The organism is Actinoplanes sp. NPDC049316 (genome assembly GCF_040677315.1).
Classification (GTDB): Bacteria; Actinomycetota; Actinomycetes; order Mycobacteriales; family Micromonosporaceae; genus Actinoplanes.
This window is the reverse complement of sequence record NZ_JBFAQM010000001.1, coordinates 17,162-34,756: the sequence shown is the minus strand read 5'-3', so window position 1 is coordinate 34,756 and position 17,595 is coordinate 17,162. Positions and strand designations below refer to the sequence as shown.

Sequence of the window (17,595 nt, the reverse complement as noted above, 5' to 3'; positions counted from 1 at the left end):
GGTCATCGCCATGGTGTTCTCAGCCCTCGCCCTCACTGCTCGATGTCCTCGGGGTCCAGCCATCCCCGGTCGACGAAGATCTTGTCGATCCGGGTCGTGATCTGGCGAATGACCTGCTCGTCGGTGCCGGGCTGCAGCACGAGGCCGTCGGCTGCCGCGACTTTGACTATCGCTTCCGCCAGTTTCCGCATGAGCGCGACGGGGGTCTCCTGCTGCACGCCGGCGACGGTCCGGCGGGTCGTCAGCTCGGATCTGCTCCGCTGCAGACGCGCGGCCCGCTCCTGAGGGGTGATTCCCGGGGCGGCGATGCCGCTCCGGTAGATGCGCCGCGTCGCTTCCAAGCTTCCTTCCTGCGACATCGCGCGGTTGCGGGCGACGTCCTCCAGGATGTCCGGCACCTCGGCCGGTTGTGCGGTGAGGAGCTCGGCGATGTCGCTGCTTCCGGTGAGGAACGCGCTCGGCACGTTGCTCCCCTCGCCGAGGGTCCGGACGGTGCTGAACAGGGCCGCGACGCCGGCGTGGCGCAGCGCCTCCCCGCCGGCCGGCAGTCTGCCGAAGGCTCCGGCACCGAACAGGCGCAGATAGTCCTGGAACGCCGCGCCACCCATCCGCTGCCGTGCCTGGTACGCGATCTGCGCGTAGCGGCCCACGCCCTGCTCGGCACGCGTCGATCCGCGCAGGTAGAGGTCGAACCGGCCGATCGTCGTCGGGTGTCTCGACTCCCCGATACCGATGTGGAACTGCGCGCCGCGGAATCGGAGCTCACGCACATTCGCTGACGCCGCGCGGCGCCGCTGCAACTCGGCGAACGTTCCCAGTGTCTCGGATTGCTGCGGCACGTTGAGGGTGGTGCCCGGGGACGCCGCCGGTGCGGCGGGTTGCGCCCCGGTCGCCTGCAGCTGCTGCCGGCGAAGTCGCTGGCGGCGGGCGACGACCTGCCGGATCCGCCGGTCGACGTGGGCGAGGAGTTCGGCGTCGGCGATGACACGCGCCGGATCGACGTCGCCCGTCGGGTTCAGGGTGGCCCTGACCCGTCCGTCGCGGCCGCCGTCGAGCGAGACGGCGGTCAGGCGGTACCAGAGGCGCAGGCCGGCCAGAACGACCCGGAGGATGCGACGGCTGACGCCGCGCCCGAGGATCCGGTGCACCTTCGGCCGCATCCGCGCGATCGCGGCGTCCAGGCGTGCCTGCTTGCCCGGCGGCTCCTTCCTGGGCTTGTTCCTGCGCTTCTCCCGCCACGCCTGATATTTCGCCTTCGCCTTCCGGTACCCCTCCTTGACCTTCTTTCCGGCCGCGGCTAGCGCCCTGCCCACCCTGGTCTTCGCGAACCGCGCACCCAGCCGCTTCGCCCCGTTGCGAACCGCGCCCAACGCCCGTTTCGCGCCCGCCTTCGCCTTGGCCAGGCCCTTGCGCCCCCAGGAACCGACCTTCTGGGCGCCGCGCTTCAGGGCGCCGGCGGCAGCCTTCGCCCCGCGCTTGGCCGCATTGATGGCCTTGCCGGCGCCCTTGCGCGCCGCGGACGCGCCGCGCTTGAGCGCGGCCATGATCTTCTGGGCCAGTCCCTTGAGCTTCGACGCCACGCCTTTGGCCGCCGACACCAGGCGCATCAGCAGGAAGTTGGTGATGAAGTCGAGCAGTGCCACCACACCGGCGGCCACCGCCTGGGCGAACAGGCATGCCGCCGCCACTCCCCCGGCCTTGACCGCCTTGAGGAAGGCGAAGAACTTCTGGAAGACGGCGATGATCTTGCTGATCGTGCCCCAGGCCGCGATCACGCCCTGCACGATCGTCATGATGGCGCCGGCCGCGGGGATGATCATCGAGACGAGCTTCTCGATGACGATCGAGATGATCATCATGGGCAGGGCCTTGATCAGCGCCTGCCAGGCCATCCGGGCGATCTTCGCCATCGAGAAGCAGCCCTTGACCAGGACATTGAAGATCATTCTGCCGAGGCCGAGGATGGACTCGACCTTCTGGTTGAACCACTGCTTGACCGCGACCTTCGTGGCGGTCCACAGGTGGTCGCGGATGCCGGCCTTGGCCGCCGTACCGAGCTTGCCGAGCCAGCCCAGCGGGTCCGGTGCGATGTCCGCGACGAGCGCCGCGAACTGACCGAACATCTTGATCGCGTTCTCCACGAAGGCGATCGCCTTGTGCACCGCCGCGCGAGCCAGCTCGATCGCGGCCAGCATGCCCTTCTCGAGCAGATCGAGCAGCTTGTTCAGGCCCGCGGCAAGAGCGTCGAGCAGCTTCTGCACACCCTGCTTCAGCTTGTCGGCGAGCTGGTTCACCTTGTTGATCGCGGCGTCCCGCCGGTCCTCGATGAACTTGCGGACCTTGTCCCGCAGCTCCGGGAAGGCGGCCAGCAGCACCCCGCTGATGGCGATCAGCGCCGTGGCGACCGCCTTGATGAAGCCGACGATCGCCTTGCGCGCCGCCTCGATCAGCCCGGTGGCGAACTTCTTGAACCCCTCGATGATCCCGTTGATCGCCTTGCGGGCCAGATCGAAGATGCCCTTGACCACGCTGACCAGCGCGTCGAAAGCCGACTTGATCTTCGACTTGGCCCAGCCGAGCCAGCCGTCGTCGTCCTTCTTCTTGTTCTTCTCCTTCTGCGCGTCCGCCTCGGCCTTGCGCTTCTGCTCGCCGATGTCCTTGTCGTCGGCCTGCCGGCGGGCCTCGATGTCGCCGTCGGTGCCGGCCTTCTTGTCCGAGATCCGCTTGAGCTGCGTGGTGTGCTCGCCGTCGGCCTTCTTGCCGTTCTCGGCCAGCAGCCCGTCCTGTTCGGTGCGCCACTGCGCGCGCCGCGCGGTCGCCAGCTCGCTCAGCGACGTCCGCTCACCGGCCTGTTCGGCGGTGTTGGCCTGGATCTCCTTGTCGACGGCGGCGGCATTCTCGGTGCGAGCGGCCGCTTCGCCCGTCCGCTGCGTCTGCTGTTCGGTCTTGATCGCCGTCCGGCCCTGAGCCACGCCGGCCTGGACCTGCGGCCCGCGCTCCTGCAGCACCACGGCCGAGACGGCTTGCGGCGGCGTGCTGCTGCCCGAGGCCGGACCGGCCGTCGCCGGTGGCGCCGCTCCCGCCGCTTTTCCGGCGGGCGCCGGGCCCGCCCCCGGAGGCGCCCCCCGCAACGTCTCCGGCCGCACGTCGGGATAGATCCGGTGCTCGCCCAGGTCGGTGGCGGCATCGGTACGCCCGATCTTCCGCAGCGCGCCGGCCTGCTCACCGAGCCGGCGCCGCTGCTCGTCGGCGAGCGCCGGATCGGTCTCGCCGGACAGCGAGACGGCCGGCGCCGCGCCGACGGTCTGGTTCAGCGCAGGGTCGGTGGTCGGCACGTTGTCGACGGCGTTCTGCAGGCCGCGGACCTCGGCCTCGCTGAGTGTGTCCTGACCGGTGTCGGCGAAGTGCGGCGGCGACACCCGGTCGGTCGGGGGCGCACCGGACGGCGCCGGCCGGCCGTCGGGCAGCTTCTGCTTGCCGAGCGTCTCCGGGGTGACCTCCGCCAGGGTGGACAGGGAGGACGCGGCCGGCGCCCCCGGCTGCGGCGTACCGTGCTGCGTCTGCGGCGCCCCGGCCGGGCGGGCCATGGCCGGCGGCGCGGCCGCGAGATCGGTGCGCTGCCGGCCCACCGAACGGTTCACCGAGGCGTCGACGCCGGCGAGGGAGTCGCGCATCTGCGTGGCCGGCAGCGACCCGGCGGCGGCCAGCGCGCCGTCCGGCTCCTGCCCGGACAGGTCGGGCGCCTCGGCGGCCGGTTCCTCCTCCGCCTTGCCGGCGGCCGGCGCGGGCGCGCCGCACGCGGCGCCGCTGTCCGCCTCGCCGGCCGGTTCGGGGGTCGAGCCGCAGGATCCGCCGCCCGCTTCGAGCGAGGCATCCGCCGGCAGGGCATCACCGGGTACGCCCGCAGCGGGCCCCCCGCCGTCACCCGCCACGTCCGGCCCGCCGACCGCACCGCCCGCCTCCGGGCCGCCGTCGACCGTGCCGGCCGCACCCGGCCCGTCCAGCGCACCCGGCCCGTCGACGCCCGGCCCGTCGACGCCCGGCCCGTCGACGCCCGGCCCTTCCATCGCCGGGCCGCTCGCATCCGGGCCACCGATGCCCGGCCCGCCCACGTCCGGCGCGCCACCCGGCGCAGTGGCGCTGGAGGCGTCCACAGTGGTGTCCGGCTCCCGGTCGAGCGCATCCGGCGAGACCTGGCCCGGCGCCTCCCCGACCTCGGCGGACTCGGCGCGCTCGCGTTCCCGGTCGCGCTCGGCGGCCTCGGCCACCCCCTTGACCGTGCCCGGCCCACCGCCCGGATCGTCGGCGATCTCCGGCTCGGGCGGCGCCGGGAACGACGGTGCGGCCGGAGCCGGCGGCGAACCGCTGGACGGCAGCTCGAGCGCGTCGGCCGTGGGCACGGCGGAGACGTCGAGGTCGGCCTTCGGCAGGTACGCCTGCGGCCCGGGCGGCTCGGCCTCCGGCGTCTGCGGTCCGGGAGGCTCCGGGGTCGTGTCCGGGTTCGGTACGTCCTCCTCGGTGAGCGGTTCCACCCCGATCGGCCGCTCGCCCTCCGGGATCTCGTCGGCCGTGGTGCCGGCCGGCCGGTTCCGCAGACCGTGATGCGCCAAGGGTCCCTGCGGGTCCTCGGCAACGGCATCGACCTGGCTCAGGTCGACCAGGCCCGCACCACCGGCCGCAGCCGCAGCACCGCCACCCGCCCCGGCCCCGGTCGCGGCGCCCGCACCACCCGCGGCGGGGGTCGGTCCGGCCCCTGCCGTGCCCGGAGCGGCAGCTCCGGACCCGGCGGCTGGAGGTTCCTCGGCGCCCTCCTTCCGACGGCCCTCGTCCTTGCCCTTCTCCTCCTCGGTCTTGCCGCCTTCCGTTCCGGTCTTCTCCGCGGCCTCTTTCTTCTCGGCGTCCTTGCCCTCGGCCCCGGCATCCTCGGCCGCTTTGCTGTCCTCAGGCCTCTTGCCGTCCTCCGCCGTCCTCCCGTCCTCAGCGGCCTTCTCCTCCGGTGCCTTGCCTTGCCCGGGTGCGTTCTCCTGCGCGGGTGCCTTGTCTTGCTCGGGTGCCTTGTCCTCCTCGGCTGCCTCGTCTTGCTCGGCTGCCTTGTCCTCCTCGGGTGCCTCGGCCTGCGTGGGCGTCGAGGACGGCACCGGCGCCGGCGTCGACGCCGTGTCGACCGCGCTGCCGTTCACCGCATTCGCGGCCCCTTCCGCGGCCAGGTCCTGTACCCGCCGGTACTCGGCCGACGGCAACCGCACGTCGAGCCGGTCCAGCACCGCGGCCTCGAGCTCCGGCGTCAACCGCCCGAACTGCAACCGGATCCGCCCGGCGGCGTCCGCCGGGTCGCCGCGCAGGCTCCGCAGCACCCCGGCCACGACCCGGTCCACCAGCGTCGCCGGATCGAGGTGTTCGATGCGCAGCTGCGCCGGGTTGACGGAGGCGTACCGCATCCAGGCCGGCGCCGCGGCCGCCGGCCCCGCGTCAGCCGGCCCGGGAACCGGACCGGCGCCGGCCGCCTCGGACGCCGAGTCCGCCACCCGTTCGGCCGCCAGCTCCAGCGGCTCGGTCGGCCGGCTCACCGTCCCCGGCTCACGGCCGGCACGCGTCGCGATGGCCGCGTCGGGCAGCTGGATGGTGTGCATGAGCTCGTGCACCAGCAGCCGCCGGCCCGCGGCGGTCTCCGGCCGGTACGCCCCGTCGGCGAAGAAGATGTCGGTGCCCAGGGCCACCGCGTCGGCGCCGGCCAGCTCGGTCAGCGTGGCCGCGTCCCGGTCTGCGTGGATGCGTACCCGGCTGAAGTCGTGCCCCAGCCGCTCCTCGAGCTCGCGCCGTACGGACGGCTCGAGCGGCCGCCCGGCCGAGGCCACGATCTCGCGCAGCTCGGCGGGCCTCCGCTTGCGCCGACGGCGGTCCCGGCGGTGTTCCGCCTTCCCGCGCCGCAGCTGCGCCTTCGCCGGCGGAACCGCGGCCGGCCCGCTCACGGCGTCTCCCCGGCGCCGGGCAGGAGCGTCTCGTGCACCGAGCGGGCCAGCATCCGTCCGATGCGACGCGGCGAGCCGGTCAACGGCACCGGTGGCCGGGTCACCGCGTCGCGACGGGCGTCCACCGCCGGCAGCCCGTGCTCGGTGAGCAGGCGGGAGAGTTCGCGGGTGAACGCCTCGGCCACCCGGGCGCGGTCAGCCGGGCGCACGCCGTCCAGCACGATCGCGCCGATCTCCACCACCACCCGCTCGGTCATCGCCATCCGGCCACCTCCGCCGAGGTCACCGAGCGTTCGAGCTTGAGATATTCGGTCCGGGTGGCCGCCAGCACATGGCGCATCCGCAGGGCCACGCCCTCATCCGCGGCGAGGAAAGCCGCGGACAGCGCGATGTTGCGGATGCTGCCGCCGCTGACCGTGAGCTGGGCCAGCCGTTCGACGTCGAGGCCCTCGGCCGGTGCCCGGGCGGGGATCACCCGGCGCCAGATCTCGGCCCGCTCGGGCGCGTCCGGGAACGGGAAGTCGACCACGAACCGCAGCCGGCGCAGGAACGCGGAGTCCATCGACTTCTTCATGTTGCTGGTCAGGATGGCGAGCCCCCGGTACGCCTCCATTCGCATCAGCAGGTAGCTGACCTCGATGTTGGCGTACCGGTCGTGGCTGTCCTTGACCTCGCTGCGTTTGCCGAACAGCGCGTCGGCCTCGTCGAACAGCAGCACCGCGCCGCCCCGCTCGGCCGCGTCGAACACCCGGCGCAAATTCTTCTCGGTCTCGCCGATGTACTTGTTCACCACCTGGGACAGGTCGATGACGAACAGGTCGAGCCCGAGCTCGTGCGCGAGGACCTCGGCGGCGAGCGTCTTGCCGGTGCCGCTGCCGCCGGCGAACAGCGCGGTGACGCCGAGGCCGCGGCGGAGCACGTCCTCGAAGCCCCAGTCGTCGTGCACCGTCGACCGGCGGCGTACGTGGGCGACGATCTCGTTCAGCACGGCCCGTTGCGCGGCGGGCAGCACGAGGTCGTCCCATCCGGCCCGCGGGGTGATCCGGCGGCCGAGGTCGTCCAGCGCCATCCGGGCGTGGTCGAGCCCGGCCTGCCACGCGAGGTCGTACCCGCCCGGCCCGGCGGCACCGGCGCCGGCGGCGCGGCGGCGGGCGGCCGAGGCGGCCGCGCGGATCACGTGGCCGGGCAGCGTGAATTGGGCGACCAGGCGGCTCAGGTCGCCGTCGCCGACCGGCACCACGCCGTCGAGCGCGGCCGCCCACAGCTCGCGCTGTTCGTCCGGGCGGGGCGCGGCGACGGCGATCCGTTCTCCCACCCGGTCGTCGGCGGTCACCTCGGCGGCGGACAACGCCACCGGCGCGGCCAGCGACCGGCAGAAGGCGGCGGCCACCTCGCGGCGTTCGGGGCCGGCGTCGTCCACCTCGACCACGAGCGCGCCGGGCAACAGGATGGCCTCGCGGTCCCACAGGCGGGCCAGCGCCTCCCGTTCCACGGCGTCGGTGGGCAGATCGGCGGCGCGGGCGGCGTACGCGCGTACCGCCGCCTCCTCAGCGGCCGCGGTCACGACCTCCCGCCGGGTCTGACCGTCCGCCCCGACCAGCGTGGCCCGGCCCGGTCCGGTGGTCCACGCACTGGCCAGCGCGGTCGCCACCGCCTGCTGGGTGCCCGGCAGAGGGGGTGCGGCGGGCAGCGGCGTGACGAGGCCGTGCAGCCGGACGTCGAGGTACGGCACCCCGGCCAGCAGGTGCAGGATGCGCTCGTCGATGCGCAGCCGGGCGGTGGTGACCGGGCTGTCCGGCTCCAGCTCGATCAGGTGCCAGCGGCGCAGCGGGGACACCGGCGCCAGCGCGCTCCAGTGCGGTTCGGCCAGCGTGGCCAGGGCGAGCGAGAACGTCGGGTACGGGCGCCCGCCGGCCGTCAGGCACGCCTGCGCCGTGCCGGGATCGACCTCCGCGCCGGCGGCCAGCACCAGCACGTCCCGCTCGAACGGGGTCAGCCCGAAGCACGAGCAGACCATGTCGAGCGCGCTGCCGCCGGGTGGCTCGGGTGGCAGGTCGCCGCGGCCGCCGACGCGTGCCAGCACCCGCGTGACCGCCGTGGTCAGCGCCTCCTGATGCACGTCGCCGGCCATGGCTCAGGACACTTCCGGCAGCGTCTCGACCGGGCCGGTGACCTGGCCGGAGACGTTCCGCACGATCGGGCTCTGCGCGCCGTCGACCTGCACCCGGATCAGGTACGTCCCGGCCGCCGTCGCTGCGAGCGGCACCGTCACCTGCTCCGGCGGCCGCGTGCCGGGCAGCGGGAACGGCGCGTCGAACTGGTACGCCCGCGGCGCCCGCCCGGCCGGCGGCTCGAGCTCGTCGAGCAGCAGCTGCACGCGCTGCTCCGCGCCGACGGGCAGATCGAGCGTGAGGCGAAGCCCTTCCGGGCTGATCGCCGTGCCCGTCACCCGGGGCGCCCGGACGAAGGGCACCACGTTGGACTGCAGCACCTTGGCGAGCGTGGTCCCCGGTTCCACCGCCACGCTCTGCAGCACCCGTAACGGATGCACGCCGGCGGGCAGGTCGTCGGGCGGCCGGACGAGCACCCGGGTGTCGGTCACCCCGGCCGCGGGCACCTCGACGTCGACCGTGCCGAGCCGGGCGAAGACGGCGTCGGCGGCCAGGGATTTGCCCTCGATGACGAGGTCGTTGTCGCGCGGCGCCGGGCCCTCGACCGGGACTGCGTCCGGCGTGCCGCGGGGGCGGGACAGGACCCGGTCGACGACGGGGCGGCCGCCGGGAACAGCCGTGATCGTACGGCGCTCGACCGGCTTCCCGGGTGGCGCGCCGGCTCGCCCCTCGATGAACACCAGCGAGGCCTGGTAGCACACCGAGAGCGCGTACGGCGTCTGGGACAGCATCGTCCAGAGCTTGTACTGGTCGTCGATGTCCAGTGTGGACGGCGTGAACCGGACCCGGTCGGGTGCGGCGGCCAGGTCGCTGCCGCGCAGGAACGCCTGGGCGGCCGCGTCCTCGATGTCGGCCCGGGCCAGCACCGGTTGTACGTACAGGGCCCGGATCACCGCGCCGAGCAGCTTCTGCGGCATCAACTCGCTCTCGTCGCCGTAGCAACTGATCAGGTAGTGCAGGTCGAGCGCGGCCCGAGGCCGGGTGAGCAGCGTGCCGTCGGCGGTACGGGTCGGCGCGTCCCGGTTGCGCTGGGCCGGGTTGGGCGTGACCTGGTAGCAGAACACGCTGATGGTCGGGTCGGTCGGTGGCTCGGTGAACGGTTTGCGGGCGGTCACGTCGACGGCGGGAGTGATCTCCGGCAGCAGGCTGTTGGCGAGAAAGCGGCGCAACGCCTCGGTGACGGTCGCGATGGCGAGGGCGTTGCTCATCGCTCTCCCCCCTCACCGAGGTACTTGTCGAGCGTCAGTTCGGGCGTACGCCGCCGGGCCCGCTCCGGCTTGCTCTGCGGCACGGGAGGCGCGGAGACCTCGATACGTCCGATGTGGATCTGGACGGTGCGTCCGGCCGGTTCGGCGCGGCGCGTACGGCCGTCGGGCGCCATGGCGACCACCGGCGCGCCGGGCGCCGACGCCGTCGGCGGCCGGGCGACCCGGGGCGTGGCCGGCACGACCAGTTGCGGCGCGGGAGCGACGAGGGCGGCGGCGGGGACCACGACGGATACCGGCTCGGCACGAGGCGCAGCCGGCGGCGCAAGCATCGGGGGGCGCACGACGGCCGGCGGTGTCAGCGCCGGCGTCGCCGGCTCGGGCGACGCGGTCGTCGCGGTCACCACTTGAGCCGGGCCGGATTCCGGTACGGGCGAGCCGGGACGGGGGGCAGGCGCCGCGGCGGTGGGCCGGGACGGCCGGGCCGGTGCGGGCGGCACGGCGGACGGCGGCGGCACGACGACCGGCGGCGGCGTGCTCGCCGGACGCTCGAGGGTGATCTCCTCCAGGCCGGCGGTCCGGGACGGCTCGAACAGCGTCGGTACCCGGGGCCGGGCCCGGGTCACGGGGCCCGGCTCGTCCAGCGGGCGCCTGCGGGCCAGCAACCGGTCGAAGAAGTCAGTCATGTCCGGCCAGCTCCAGGTAGTAGCGGCGGCGCAGCGGGCTCAGGGCGAAGACGTCCGCCTCGGTCCAGCCGTACGTACGGGCGAGCAGGTGCACGTCGAGCAGCAGGCTGCGGGCCCAGTTGTCGAGCTCGGCCCAGAGCACGGCCCCGATGTCCAGCGCGGCCGCGGTCTTGTGGCCGCAGACCGCGCAGGCGATGGCGAGCGTGATGTCGGCCCGCGGATCGGCGGCGGCGCAGGCCTCGGCGACCAGCCGGCACACCTCGGGCGGGAGCTGGTCGGCGCTCGCCGGCTGCTGCCCCCGCGTGGCTTCGGCGACGCAGGCGGCGAGCAGGACGAGCCGGGCCCGGCCGGGCGGTGCGGCCGCCACGGCGAGCAGGTCGCCGGCGGTCGGCTGCCGGACCAGCACGGTCCAGTCACCCGAGGTGACCCGTCGCTCACCGTCCGGCTCCGCCGCGGCCGGGATCGCGGCCAGGTCGAAGGCGAATTCGAGCTCCTCGCCGCACTCGCCGCACGCGGCCCGCAGCGGGACCGCGTCGCCGAACAGCCGCCGGCGCAGGGCGACGAGGTCGCCGTCGCGCTCGCCGACCGGCATCGCCAGAAGCCGGTCGGCGGGCTCGCCCGGGCGGGCCAGCGAGTGCAGCACCACGGCCCGCCGGCTCTCGTCGGCGGACAGGCCGAGCTCCCAGCCGGCCAGGAGATCCGGAACGCTGGACACCATCGCCGGCCCCTTCCGTCACGGCAGCGCGAGGATCTGCTCCTCGGGCTCCGGGGTCTCGGTGTCGCGCTCCCAGCCTTCGTTCTCCAGCTTCAGCGTCTGGATGGCGACGGCGTTGGCGTTGGCGTCGAGCTCGCCGACGATCTGGTACTCGCTCACCCAGGCGCGGTAGATCTTGAACGCCACCGCCGGCTGCCCGGACTCGTTGAGCACCTGGATCACCAGGTCGCGGCGGAAGTCGCGGAGCGAGGACTCGGCACCGCGGCCCTGGCCGATGAGCCACACCTTGTTCGCCCAGTCGTCGAACTCGGTGTCGTGGGTCAGCCCGCGTTCCAGCGTGATCGCCTCGAACTCGGTCCGCCCGGCCGACTTGCGGATGCCGTTCGCGTCGCCGCCGAAGCGGTGCTTGACCACCTCGGTCGTGCGTTTCAACGGGCTGATCTTGCTGACCCCGGCCACGACCCGGCCGTTGAAAAGGACCAGGAACTTGAAGTTCTTGTACGGGTCGAAGCGATTCGAATTCACCGTGAACTCGGCCATGCGGATTCCCCTACACCTCGATCTGACCGGCCATCTGCTCGAGCTTGACGATGACGAACTCGGCCGGCTTGAGCGGCGCGAATCCCACCAGGATGTTGACGACGCCACGGTTGATGTCGTCCTGCGTCGTCGTGTCCTTGTCGCATTTCACGAAGTAGGCGTCCCGCGCCGAGGTGCCCTGGAAGGCGCCCTGGTTGAAAAGCGTCCGCATGAACGCGCCGACATTGAGCCGGATCTGCGCCCACAGGTTCTCGTCGTTGGGCTCGAACACCACCCACTTGGTGCCGCGGTAGAGGCTCTCCTCGATCATCAGCGCGAGCCGGCGCACCGGCAGGTACTTCCACTGCGATCCCTCGGCGTCGGCGCCGTCCAGGGTGCGGGCGCCCCAGACCACGGGGCCGATGATGGGAAAGGCCCGCAGGCAGTTGACCGCGAGCGGGTTGAGCAGACCGTTCTCCGCATCGGTGAGCGGCGTGGACAGGGCCCGCACGCCGGAGAGCACCGCGTCGGTCCCGGCCGGCGCCTTCCACACCCCGCGCGCGGTGTCGGTGGCGGCCAGCACGCCGGCGACCGCCCCGGACGGCGGGAACTCGCGCAGCCGGCCGGCGAGCGGGTCGAACATCTGGATGCGCGGGAAGTACAGCGCGGCGTGGCTGCTGCGCACCGGGTCGATGTCGGCCAGCCCCGCCCGGGCGGCGTCGAGCGACGTCCAGCCCACGGGCGGGTCCACGATCAGGAACATCCGCTTGGCCTGGCACAGGCTGGTGGCCTGGCTGAGCACGCCGATCATGTCGTCGACGCCCAGGTCGGCGACCTCGGGCAGGCACAGCAGGTTGACGTCGTCCACGTCGAGCAGCGCGTGGATGCCGCTCTTGGCGTCCTGGCTGCCGATGAAGTCGGCCGCCGTGGGCGGGGCGCCGTCACTGCCGCCGGTCAGCGCGACGGCCGGCGCGTTGACCGCACCGCCCTCGAGCTTGAGATCGCCGGCATCCGGTCCGGTGAACCGGATGACCGCCCCGGGCTCCCCCGCCAGCACCTGCAGGCGTTGCCCGACCGCGTTGACCCGGGCGCCGGACAACGCCCGCGAGCCCGGGGCGACCCCGCGCAGCTTGCGCTCGAGCAGCAGGGCCAGCTCGCTCACCCGGGCCGGCCGGGCGCCGTCGGCGCCGGGGTCGAACAGGTCGATGTCCCAGTCTTTCCCGCCGCCCTGGATCGAGACCTTGAACGTCTTGCCGGTGACGTCCGGCAGCGGGTCGCCGAACGCGTCCGAGACCGTCCCGGACGGCGCCGGCACCCCGGTCGCGTCGTCCTCGACCTTGACCCTGACCAGCGCGGACGACGGGTTGATCACCTTCTCGGCGAACCGCGGACTGTCCTTGTCGAGGCGGAGGCCGGTGAACGTCTCACCGGTTCCGCCGCCGGGGGCCGAGATCCGCAGTCCGAACGTGTCGGCCGGGGACGCCGCGTCCGGGTCGACCGACACCCGGATCCCCTGCCCGAACAGCCCGGGCTGCCGGGCCGACACGGTGAGCAGCGTGCTGCCGCCGCCCTTCAGCGGCACACCGGCCGGCGAACCGCCGCTCACCAGGCGCACCACGACGGCCGTGCTGCCGCCGTTGAGGAAGAACTGCTGGACGCTGTAGCTCAGCACGCTGTCGGCCGACAGGCCGCCGAAGCGGCGCTCGTAATCGGCGAAGCTGGTCAGCGTCACGGGCTCGCCGAGCGGGCCCTGCGGGGTGAACCCGGCGAACGCCGTCACCGACGTCGACACGGCGGTGATGGTGCGGACGGCGCTGGGCAATTCTTCGATGTAAACGCCGGGATAGGTCGGAGTGACGGGCATGCCGCCTCCATTCTTTTCGCCGAAACGAAGGCCCGCAGCCGGCAATGTGGCGCCGCTTCGTCAGCAGTGCGGCAGAGCAGCCATTGCGGCATGTCGCGTCCGCGGAAAAGGGCTCATGCGAACGCCTGCGGCCGGGAAGGCGACCCGATGGAGGCCGATCTTCTCCGCCGAGGTAATAAGGGTTCCCAACCGGCGGCACGGTGTCAATGCCAAGCTACGGTCAGAAATCGGACTGTACTAAGTAGAGGATCAGAGACCTGGCGCGTCGGCGCTTGCGAGGTTTTTTCACAGGATCGCTGTATCACGGTCCATCTCCGGCGACGGAATGCCGACGGCTCCACGGCCGGCCGCTCAGACGGCGAGGACCTCGCAGCCCTGGGCCCGGATGGCGTCGAGCGCCGCGCCGTCGGCCCGGCATCGGTGACCGACACGTCCACATCGGACACGGCACACACCTGGGTCAGCGCCACCCGGCCGATCTTGGCGGCGTCGGCGAGCACCACGCTGACCCGGGCCTGCTCGCGCAGCACGGCCTTGACCCGGCATCCCACCGGGTCGTAGTTGGTGCAGCCGGCCGTGGCGTCCACGCCGTCGACCCCGATGAACGCCACGTCGATGTTGTAGCCGGCGCGACCGTACGGCACAGCACCCGCGACCTGTACGCCGCCGTCGCCGATCTGCCCGGCGACAGTTTCACGGGGCCGGGCCGGTTGGCGCACATGCGCGGAGCACCCCAGCTCATCAACCGCTCGGCCACGGCCCGCGACGACCAGCTGGCCGCGCGGCTGTGGTCCGTGTCCGAGCAGCTCACCGGTACGCGCTTTCCGCTCGGGTGACGCACCGCGGGGTACCGTGACGGGCCATGACCTCGCTCGCACCGGCATCCCAGGTCCGCTACGGCACCGCCGCGGGGCGCTGGGTGCTGCTGGCCACCGTTCTCGGCTCGAGCCTGGCGTTCGTCGACGCCACCGTCGTGAACATCGCGCTGCCGATGATCGGCCGCGACCTCGGGTCGTCCGCCGCCGGCCTGCAGTGGACCGTCAACGGCTACACCCTGAGCCTCGCGTCCCTGATCCTGCTCGGTGGATCGCTCGGCGACCGCTTCGGCCGCAAGCGGATCTTCATGATCGGTGTCGCCTGGTTCGCCGCCTCGTCGCTGCTCTGCGGGCTCGCCCAGAACACCGGGATGCTGGTCGGCGCCCGGGTGCTGCAGGGCGTCGGCGGCGCGCTGCTGACCCCGGGCGCGCTGGCCATCCTCGAGGCCTCCTTCGTGCCGAAGGACCGCTCCCGGGCGATCGGCGCGTGGTCGGGCCTCGGCGGCATCGGCGGCGCGCTGGGCCCGTTCCTCGGCGGCTGGCTGGTCGAGCTCGGCACGTGGCGGTACATCTTCCTCATCAACGTGCCGCTCGCCCTCGTCGTGCTGGCAGTGGCCGCCCGCCACGTACCGGAGTCGCGCAATCCGTCCGCGGCCGGCACGATCGACCTGGCCGGAGTCCTCACCGGAGCCGTCGGGCTGGGCGGGCTCACATACGGCTTCACCGCCTGGACCGCCCACGGACCCGCCAGTCCCGGCGTGCTGGTGGCGCTGCTGGCCGGGGCCGCCGGCCTCGTCGCGTTCGTCCTCGTCGAACGCCGGACGAGAAACCCGCTGCTGCCACCCTCGATCTTCCGCACCAAGGCCTTCAGCGGCGCCAACCTCGTCACCTTCCTCGCGTACGCGGCCAACGGCGGCGTGTTCTTCCTGGTGGTGCTCAATCTCCAGGTGGTGGCCGGGTTCAGCCCATTGGCGGCCGGCCTCGCCCTGCTGCCGATCACCGTGTTGATGCTGCTGCTGTCGGCCCCGTCCGGCGCCCTCGGCCAGCGCATCGGCCCCCGCCTCCCGATGACCGTCGGCCCGATCGTCTGCGCGGCCGCGCTGCTGCTGATGAGCCGGATCGACGCCGGCACCGGCTACCTGACCGGCGTCCTGCCCGCGGTCACCCTCTTCGGGCTGGGCCTCTGCGCGCTGGTCGCCCCGCTCACGGCGACCGCGCTGGGCTCGCTGGACGACACGTACGCCGGAATCGCGTCGGGCGTGAACAATGCCGTCGCCCGCGCGGCCGGCCTCCTGGCGGTGGCGGTCCTGCCGCTGGCGGCCGGGCTCGGCTCCGGCAACCTCACCGACGCCGCCCAGCTGCATCCCGTCTACCGCACCTCGATGCACATCTGCGCCGCCCTGATGGCGGCCGCGGGGCTGCTGGCGTACGTGATGATCCCGAAGCGGCTCGCGGAGCCGGCGCCCGTCAAACCGTGCTGCGATCCCGGCGGTCCACCCACCCACGCCGCCCGCGGCCGATGATCCGCGCCCACCGGGAAGGAAGGTCACATGATCACGGATCCGACATTCCTGCGCATCGGTGAGGCTGTGCAGCTCAACCATGCGGGCCGGCGCGACGTCGCTCGCCGGCGGTTCGCAGAGCTGTGGGACGAGGCGAGTGCTACCGCAAGCTGGGCGATCTCGACCGGGCTCGCGAACACCTCCGGCAGGCGCAGGCCACGATCGGCGCGCTCGGCGACGACCCGTACGGGCAGCTGATCCGCGACGGCCTGAAGCAGGTGTCCGAGCTGCTGCGCTGACCGGTCGCCGGCCGCGGAGCACGTATGACGTAGCCGGTATGGCCGTGCCGGGCCCCTGTCCTCCCATACTGAGCTCATGTCCGGACTCTCGTCGCACCGGCGCGTCACGGCGCTCACGATGCCCGCCCTGCTCGGGCTGCTAGCCCTGTTCCTCCCGTTGTTCCGCGGCCCGGCCGGGATGCAGCCGGTGGCCGCCACGACGATGACCGTCGCCCAGGCGATCAGCAGTCAGAGCGGCACCGGAACGGTCCGCGGCTACGTCGTGGGCCAGCCGACCGCGACCAGCACGGTGCTCTTCGGCGGTTTCACCGCCGACACCGCGCTGGCGATCGCCGACAGCGGCACCGAGCGGGACACCAGCAAGATGCTGTACGTCCAGGTCACCAGCGCGTACCGGGCGGGCTTCGGGCTGCAGAGCAATCCGGGCCGGGTCGGCGCGGTACTCACCGTCACCGGGTCGCTCACGGCGTACTTCTCCCATCCGGGGCTCAAGTCGCCGACCGCGATGAGCTTCGGTACGGCCACGCCCACCCCCACGCCCACCGGATCCACCGACGTCTACTACGCGGCGGCGGCCGGCAAGTCCGGGGCGAGCCTGAAGGGCGCGCTGCACGGGATCATCTCGAGCGGGGTGACCACTCTGTCGTACGACGCGGTGTGGAACGCGCTCAAGGTCACCGATCAGGACCCGGCGAACTCGTCGAACGTGATCCTGCTGTACTCGGGCATCAGCCGGTCGAAGACGCTCAACGGCGGCGACCAGGGTGACTGGAACCGCGAACACGTCTGGGCCAAGTCCCACGGTGACTTCGGCACCGGCAACGGCCCCGGCACGGACCTGCACCACCTGCGCCCCGAGGATGTGCACGTCAACAGCGAGCGCGACAACAAGGACTTCGACGCCGGCGGGACCGCGGTCGCGGACGCCCCGGGCAACCGGACGGACTCGGACTCATGGGAGCCCCGCGCCGCCGTCCGGGGCGACGTGGCCCGCATGATCTTCTACATGGCGGTGCGCTACGAGGGCGGCGACGGCTTCCCGGACCTCGAGGTCGACGACGCCACCAGCGGCGGAACGGCACCCCGGTTGGGCCGTCTCTCGGTGCTGCTGCAGTGGAACGCGCAGGACCCGCCGGACACCTTCGAGCGCAGGCGCAACGACACGATCTTCAGCGCGTACCAGCACAACCGGAACCCGTTCATCGACCACCCGGAGTGGGCCGCGTCGATCTTCGGCTAGGTGTGCCGCCCAGCCGGCGACCACCCCACCGGCCACCGGGGCGACCAGGTAGGCGGTGAGCAGGCGGACTTCGCCGGAGAACAGGGCGGGGCCCAGCTGCCGTACGGGATTGGCGGAACCTCCGGTCAGCGTGCCGAGGACCGCTCCCTGCAGGCCGAACAGGCCGCCCACGATCCAGGTGAGCGGCCACGCGGGTTTGCGGGCCGCCACCATGCACATCACCGCCACGATGACCGCGAGCGTCGTCGCCTCGGCGACCGTGACTGCCGGTCCGCTCCAGCCCGGTCCCGGCTGCACGACGGCCCATCGGACGGCCGGCGTGGACACCGCGGGTCCCCAGATGAGCCGCGTGGCCGCGGCGGCGGCGATCGACCCCGCCGCCTGGGCCGCCAGATAGGGCAGCACCCGCCGGCGTGGCACGGACCCGTACGCGAACAGCCCCAGGGTGATCGCCGGGTTCATGTGGGCGCCGCTGAAGCGTCCCGGCGGCGAGGCCGCGAACCCGACGATGACCAGACCGACCAGCGCGGACACGATCACCACCCGGACCCGCAGCTCGGTGACCGTGGCGCCCGGCGCCATCGTGCCGGTCCCCCAGCGTACGAGGGAG

12 protein-coding genes and 1 pseudogene are annotated in these 17,595 nt (G+C 73.1%); 3 read left to right on the top strand and 10 right to left on the bottom strand.

The genetic code is table 11. The features are described from left to right. Nucleotides 1–32: 32 nt before the first annotated feature. From AB0K03_RS00135 to AB0K03_RS00095, 9 genes are all read right to left on the bottom strand, one after another. On the bottom strand, nt 33–5,969 hold the full coding sequence (locus AB0K03_RS00135; protein ID WP_364678182.1) for an eCIS core domain-containing protein: 5,937 nt from the start codon (nt 5,967–5,969) through the stop codon (nt 33–35). Beyond that, on the bottom strand, nt 5,966–6,232 hold the full coding sequence (locus tag AB0K03_RS00130; RefSeq protein ID WP_364678179.1) for a hypothetical protein: 267 nt from the start codon (nt 6,230–6,232) through the stop codon (nt 5,966–5,968). The genes AB0K03_RS00135 and AB0K03_RS00130 overlap by 4 nt, the downstream gene beginning before the upstream one ends. After that, a complete protein-coding gene (locus AB0K03_RS00125; RefSeq protein WP_364678176.1) occupies nt 6,223–8,100 on the bottom strand; it encodes an ATP-binding protein in 1,878 nt (625 codons plus the stop codon). Before AB0K03_RS00125 ends, AB0K03_RS00130 begins: the two co-directional genes overlap by 10 nt. Nucleotides 8,101–8,103: 3 nt before the next feature. Continuing rightward, nucleotides 8,104–9,348 (bottom strand): DUF4255 domain-containing protein, encoded by a 1,245-nt coding sequence (locus AB0K03_RS00120; RefSeq protein ID WP_364678173.1) that lies wholly within the window; start codon nt 9,346–9,348, stop codon nt 8,104–8,106. Next, nucleotides 9,345–10,031, bottom strand: coding sequence for a hypothetical protein (locus tag AB0K03_RS00115; protein ID WP_364678170.1), 687 nt, complete (start codon nt 10,029–10,031; stop codon nt 9,345–9,347). The genes AB0K03_RS00120 and AB0K03_RS00115 overlap by 4 nt, the downstream gene beginning before the upstream one ends. Beyond that, nucleotides 10,024–10,749 (bottom strand): hypothetical protein, encoded by a 726-nt coding sequence (locus AB0K03_RS00110; protein WP_364678168.1) that lies wholly within the window; start codon nt 10,747–10,749, stop codon nt 10,024–10,026. Before AB0K03_RS00110 ends, AB0K03_RS00115 begins: the two co-directional genes overlap by 8 nt. 15 nt (nt 10,750–10,764) lie before the next feature. Further along, on the bottom strand, nt 10,765–11,286 hold the full coding sequence (locus tag AB0K03_RS00105; protein WP_364678165.1) for a phage tail protein: 522 nt from the start codon (nt 11,284–11,286) through the stop codon (nt 10,765–10,767). Nucleotides 11,287–11,296: 10 nt separating this feature from the next. Next, nucleotides 11,297–13,129: a phage tail sheath C-terminal domain-containing protein gene (locus tag AB0K03_RS00100; protein ID WP_364678162.1), complete on the bottom strand. Its 1,833-nt coding sequence runs from the start codon at nt 13,127–13,129 to the stop codon at nt 11,297–11,299. A 203-nt stretch (nt 13,130–13,332) separates the two neighbouring features. Next, a complete protein-coding gene (locus tag AB0K03_RS00095; RefSeq protein ID WP_364678160.1) occupies nt 13,333–13,848 on the bottom strand; it encodes a hypothetical protein in 516 nt (171 codons plus the stop codon). 143 nt (nt 13,849–13,991) lie between these two features. Between AB0K03_RS00095 and AB0K03_RS00090 the strand changes: the two genes are divergently transcribed. The 3 genes from AB0K03_RS00090 to AB0K03_RS00080 all read left to right on the top strand — a co-directional run bounded on the left by AB0K03_RS00090 (nt 13,992) and on the right by AB0K03_RS00080 (nt 16,985). After that, nucleotides 13,992–15,467, top strand: a complete 1,476-nt coding sequence (locus tag AB0K03_RS00090; RefSeq protein ID WP_364678157.1) for a DHA2 family efflux MFS transporter permease subunit — start codon at nt 13,992–13,994, stop codon at nt 15,465–15,467. Nucleotides 15,468–15,589: 122 nt separating this feature from the next. Beyond that, the gene (locus AB0K03_RS00085) at nt 15,590–15,745 is read left to right on the top strand and encodes a tetratricopeptide repeat protein (protein WP_364678154.1); all 156 of its coding nucleotides are present in this window, start codon (nt 15,590–15,592) and stop codon (nt 15,743–15,745) included. Nucleotides 15,746–15,821: 76 nt separating this feature from the next. Further along, nucleotides 15,822–16,985, top strand: coding sequence for an endonuclease (locus tag AB0K03_RS00080; RefSeq protein WP_364678151.1), 1,164 nt, complete (start codon nt 15,822–15,824; stop codon nt 16,983–16,985). A gap of 69 nt (nt 16,986–17,054) precedes the next feature. Here the strand turns inward: AB0K03_RS00080 and AB0K03_RS00075 are convergent. After that, nucleotides 17,055–17,567 (bottom strand): annotated as a pseudogene (locus AB0K03_RS00075) (aquaporin); the annotation flags it as partial. Nucleotides 17,568–17,595 lie beyond the last annotated feature (28 nt).

What these genes read in the sequence shown, in the direction of transcription:
- AB0K03_RS00130 (WP_364678179.1), bottom strand. Translation starts at nt 6,232, where the DNA reads ATGGCGATGACCGAGCGGGTGGTGGTGGAGATCGGCGCGATCGTGCTG.
- AB0K03_RS00125 (WP_364678176.1), bottom strand. Translation starts at nt 8,100, where the DNA reads ATGGCCGGCGACGTGCATCAGGAGGCGCTGACCACGGCGGTCACGCGG.
- AB0K03_RS00120 (WP_364678173.1), bottom strand. Translation starts at nt 9,348, where the DNA reads ATGAGCAACGCCCTCGCCATCGCGACCGTCACCGAGGCGTTGCGCCGC.
- AB0K03_RS00115 (WP_364678170.1), bottom strand. Translation starts at nt 10,031, where the DNA reads ATGACTGACTTCTTCGACCGGTTGCTGGCCCGCAGGCGCCCGCTGGAC.
- AB0K03_RS00110 (WP_364678168.1), bottom strand. Translation starts at nt 10,749, where the DNA reads ATGGTGTCCAGCGTTCCGGATCTCCTGGCCGGCTGGGAGCTCGGCCTG.
- AB0K03_RS00105 (WP_364678165.1), bottom strand. Translation starts at nt 11,286, where the DNA reads ATGGCCGAGTTCACGGTGAATTCGAATCGCTTCGACCCGTACAAGAAC.
- AB0K03_RS00100 (WP_364678162.1), bottom strand. Translation starts at nt 13,129, where the DNA reads ATGCCCGTCACTCCGACCTATCCCGGCGTTTACATCGAAGAATTGCCC.
- AB0K03_RS00090 (WP_364678157.1), top strand. Translation starts at nt 13,992, where the DNA reads ATGACCTCGCTCGCACCGGCATCCCAGGTCCGCTACGGCACCGCCGCG.
- AB0K03_RS00080 (WP_364678151.1), top strand. Translation starts at nt 15,822, where the DNA reads ATGTCCGGACTCTCGTCGCACCGGCGCGTCACGGCGCTCACGATGCCC.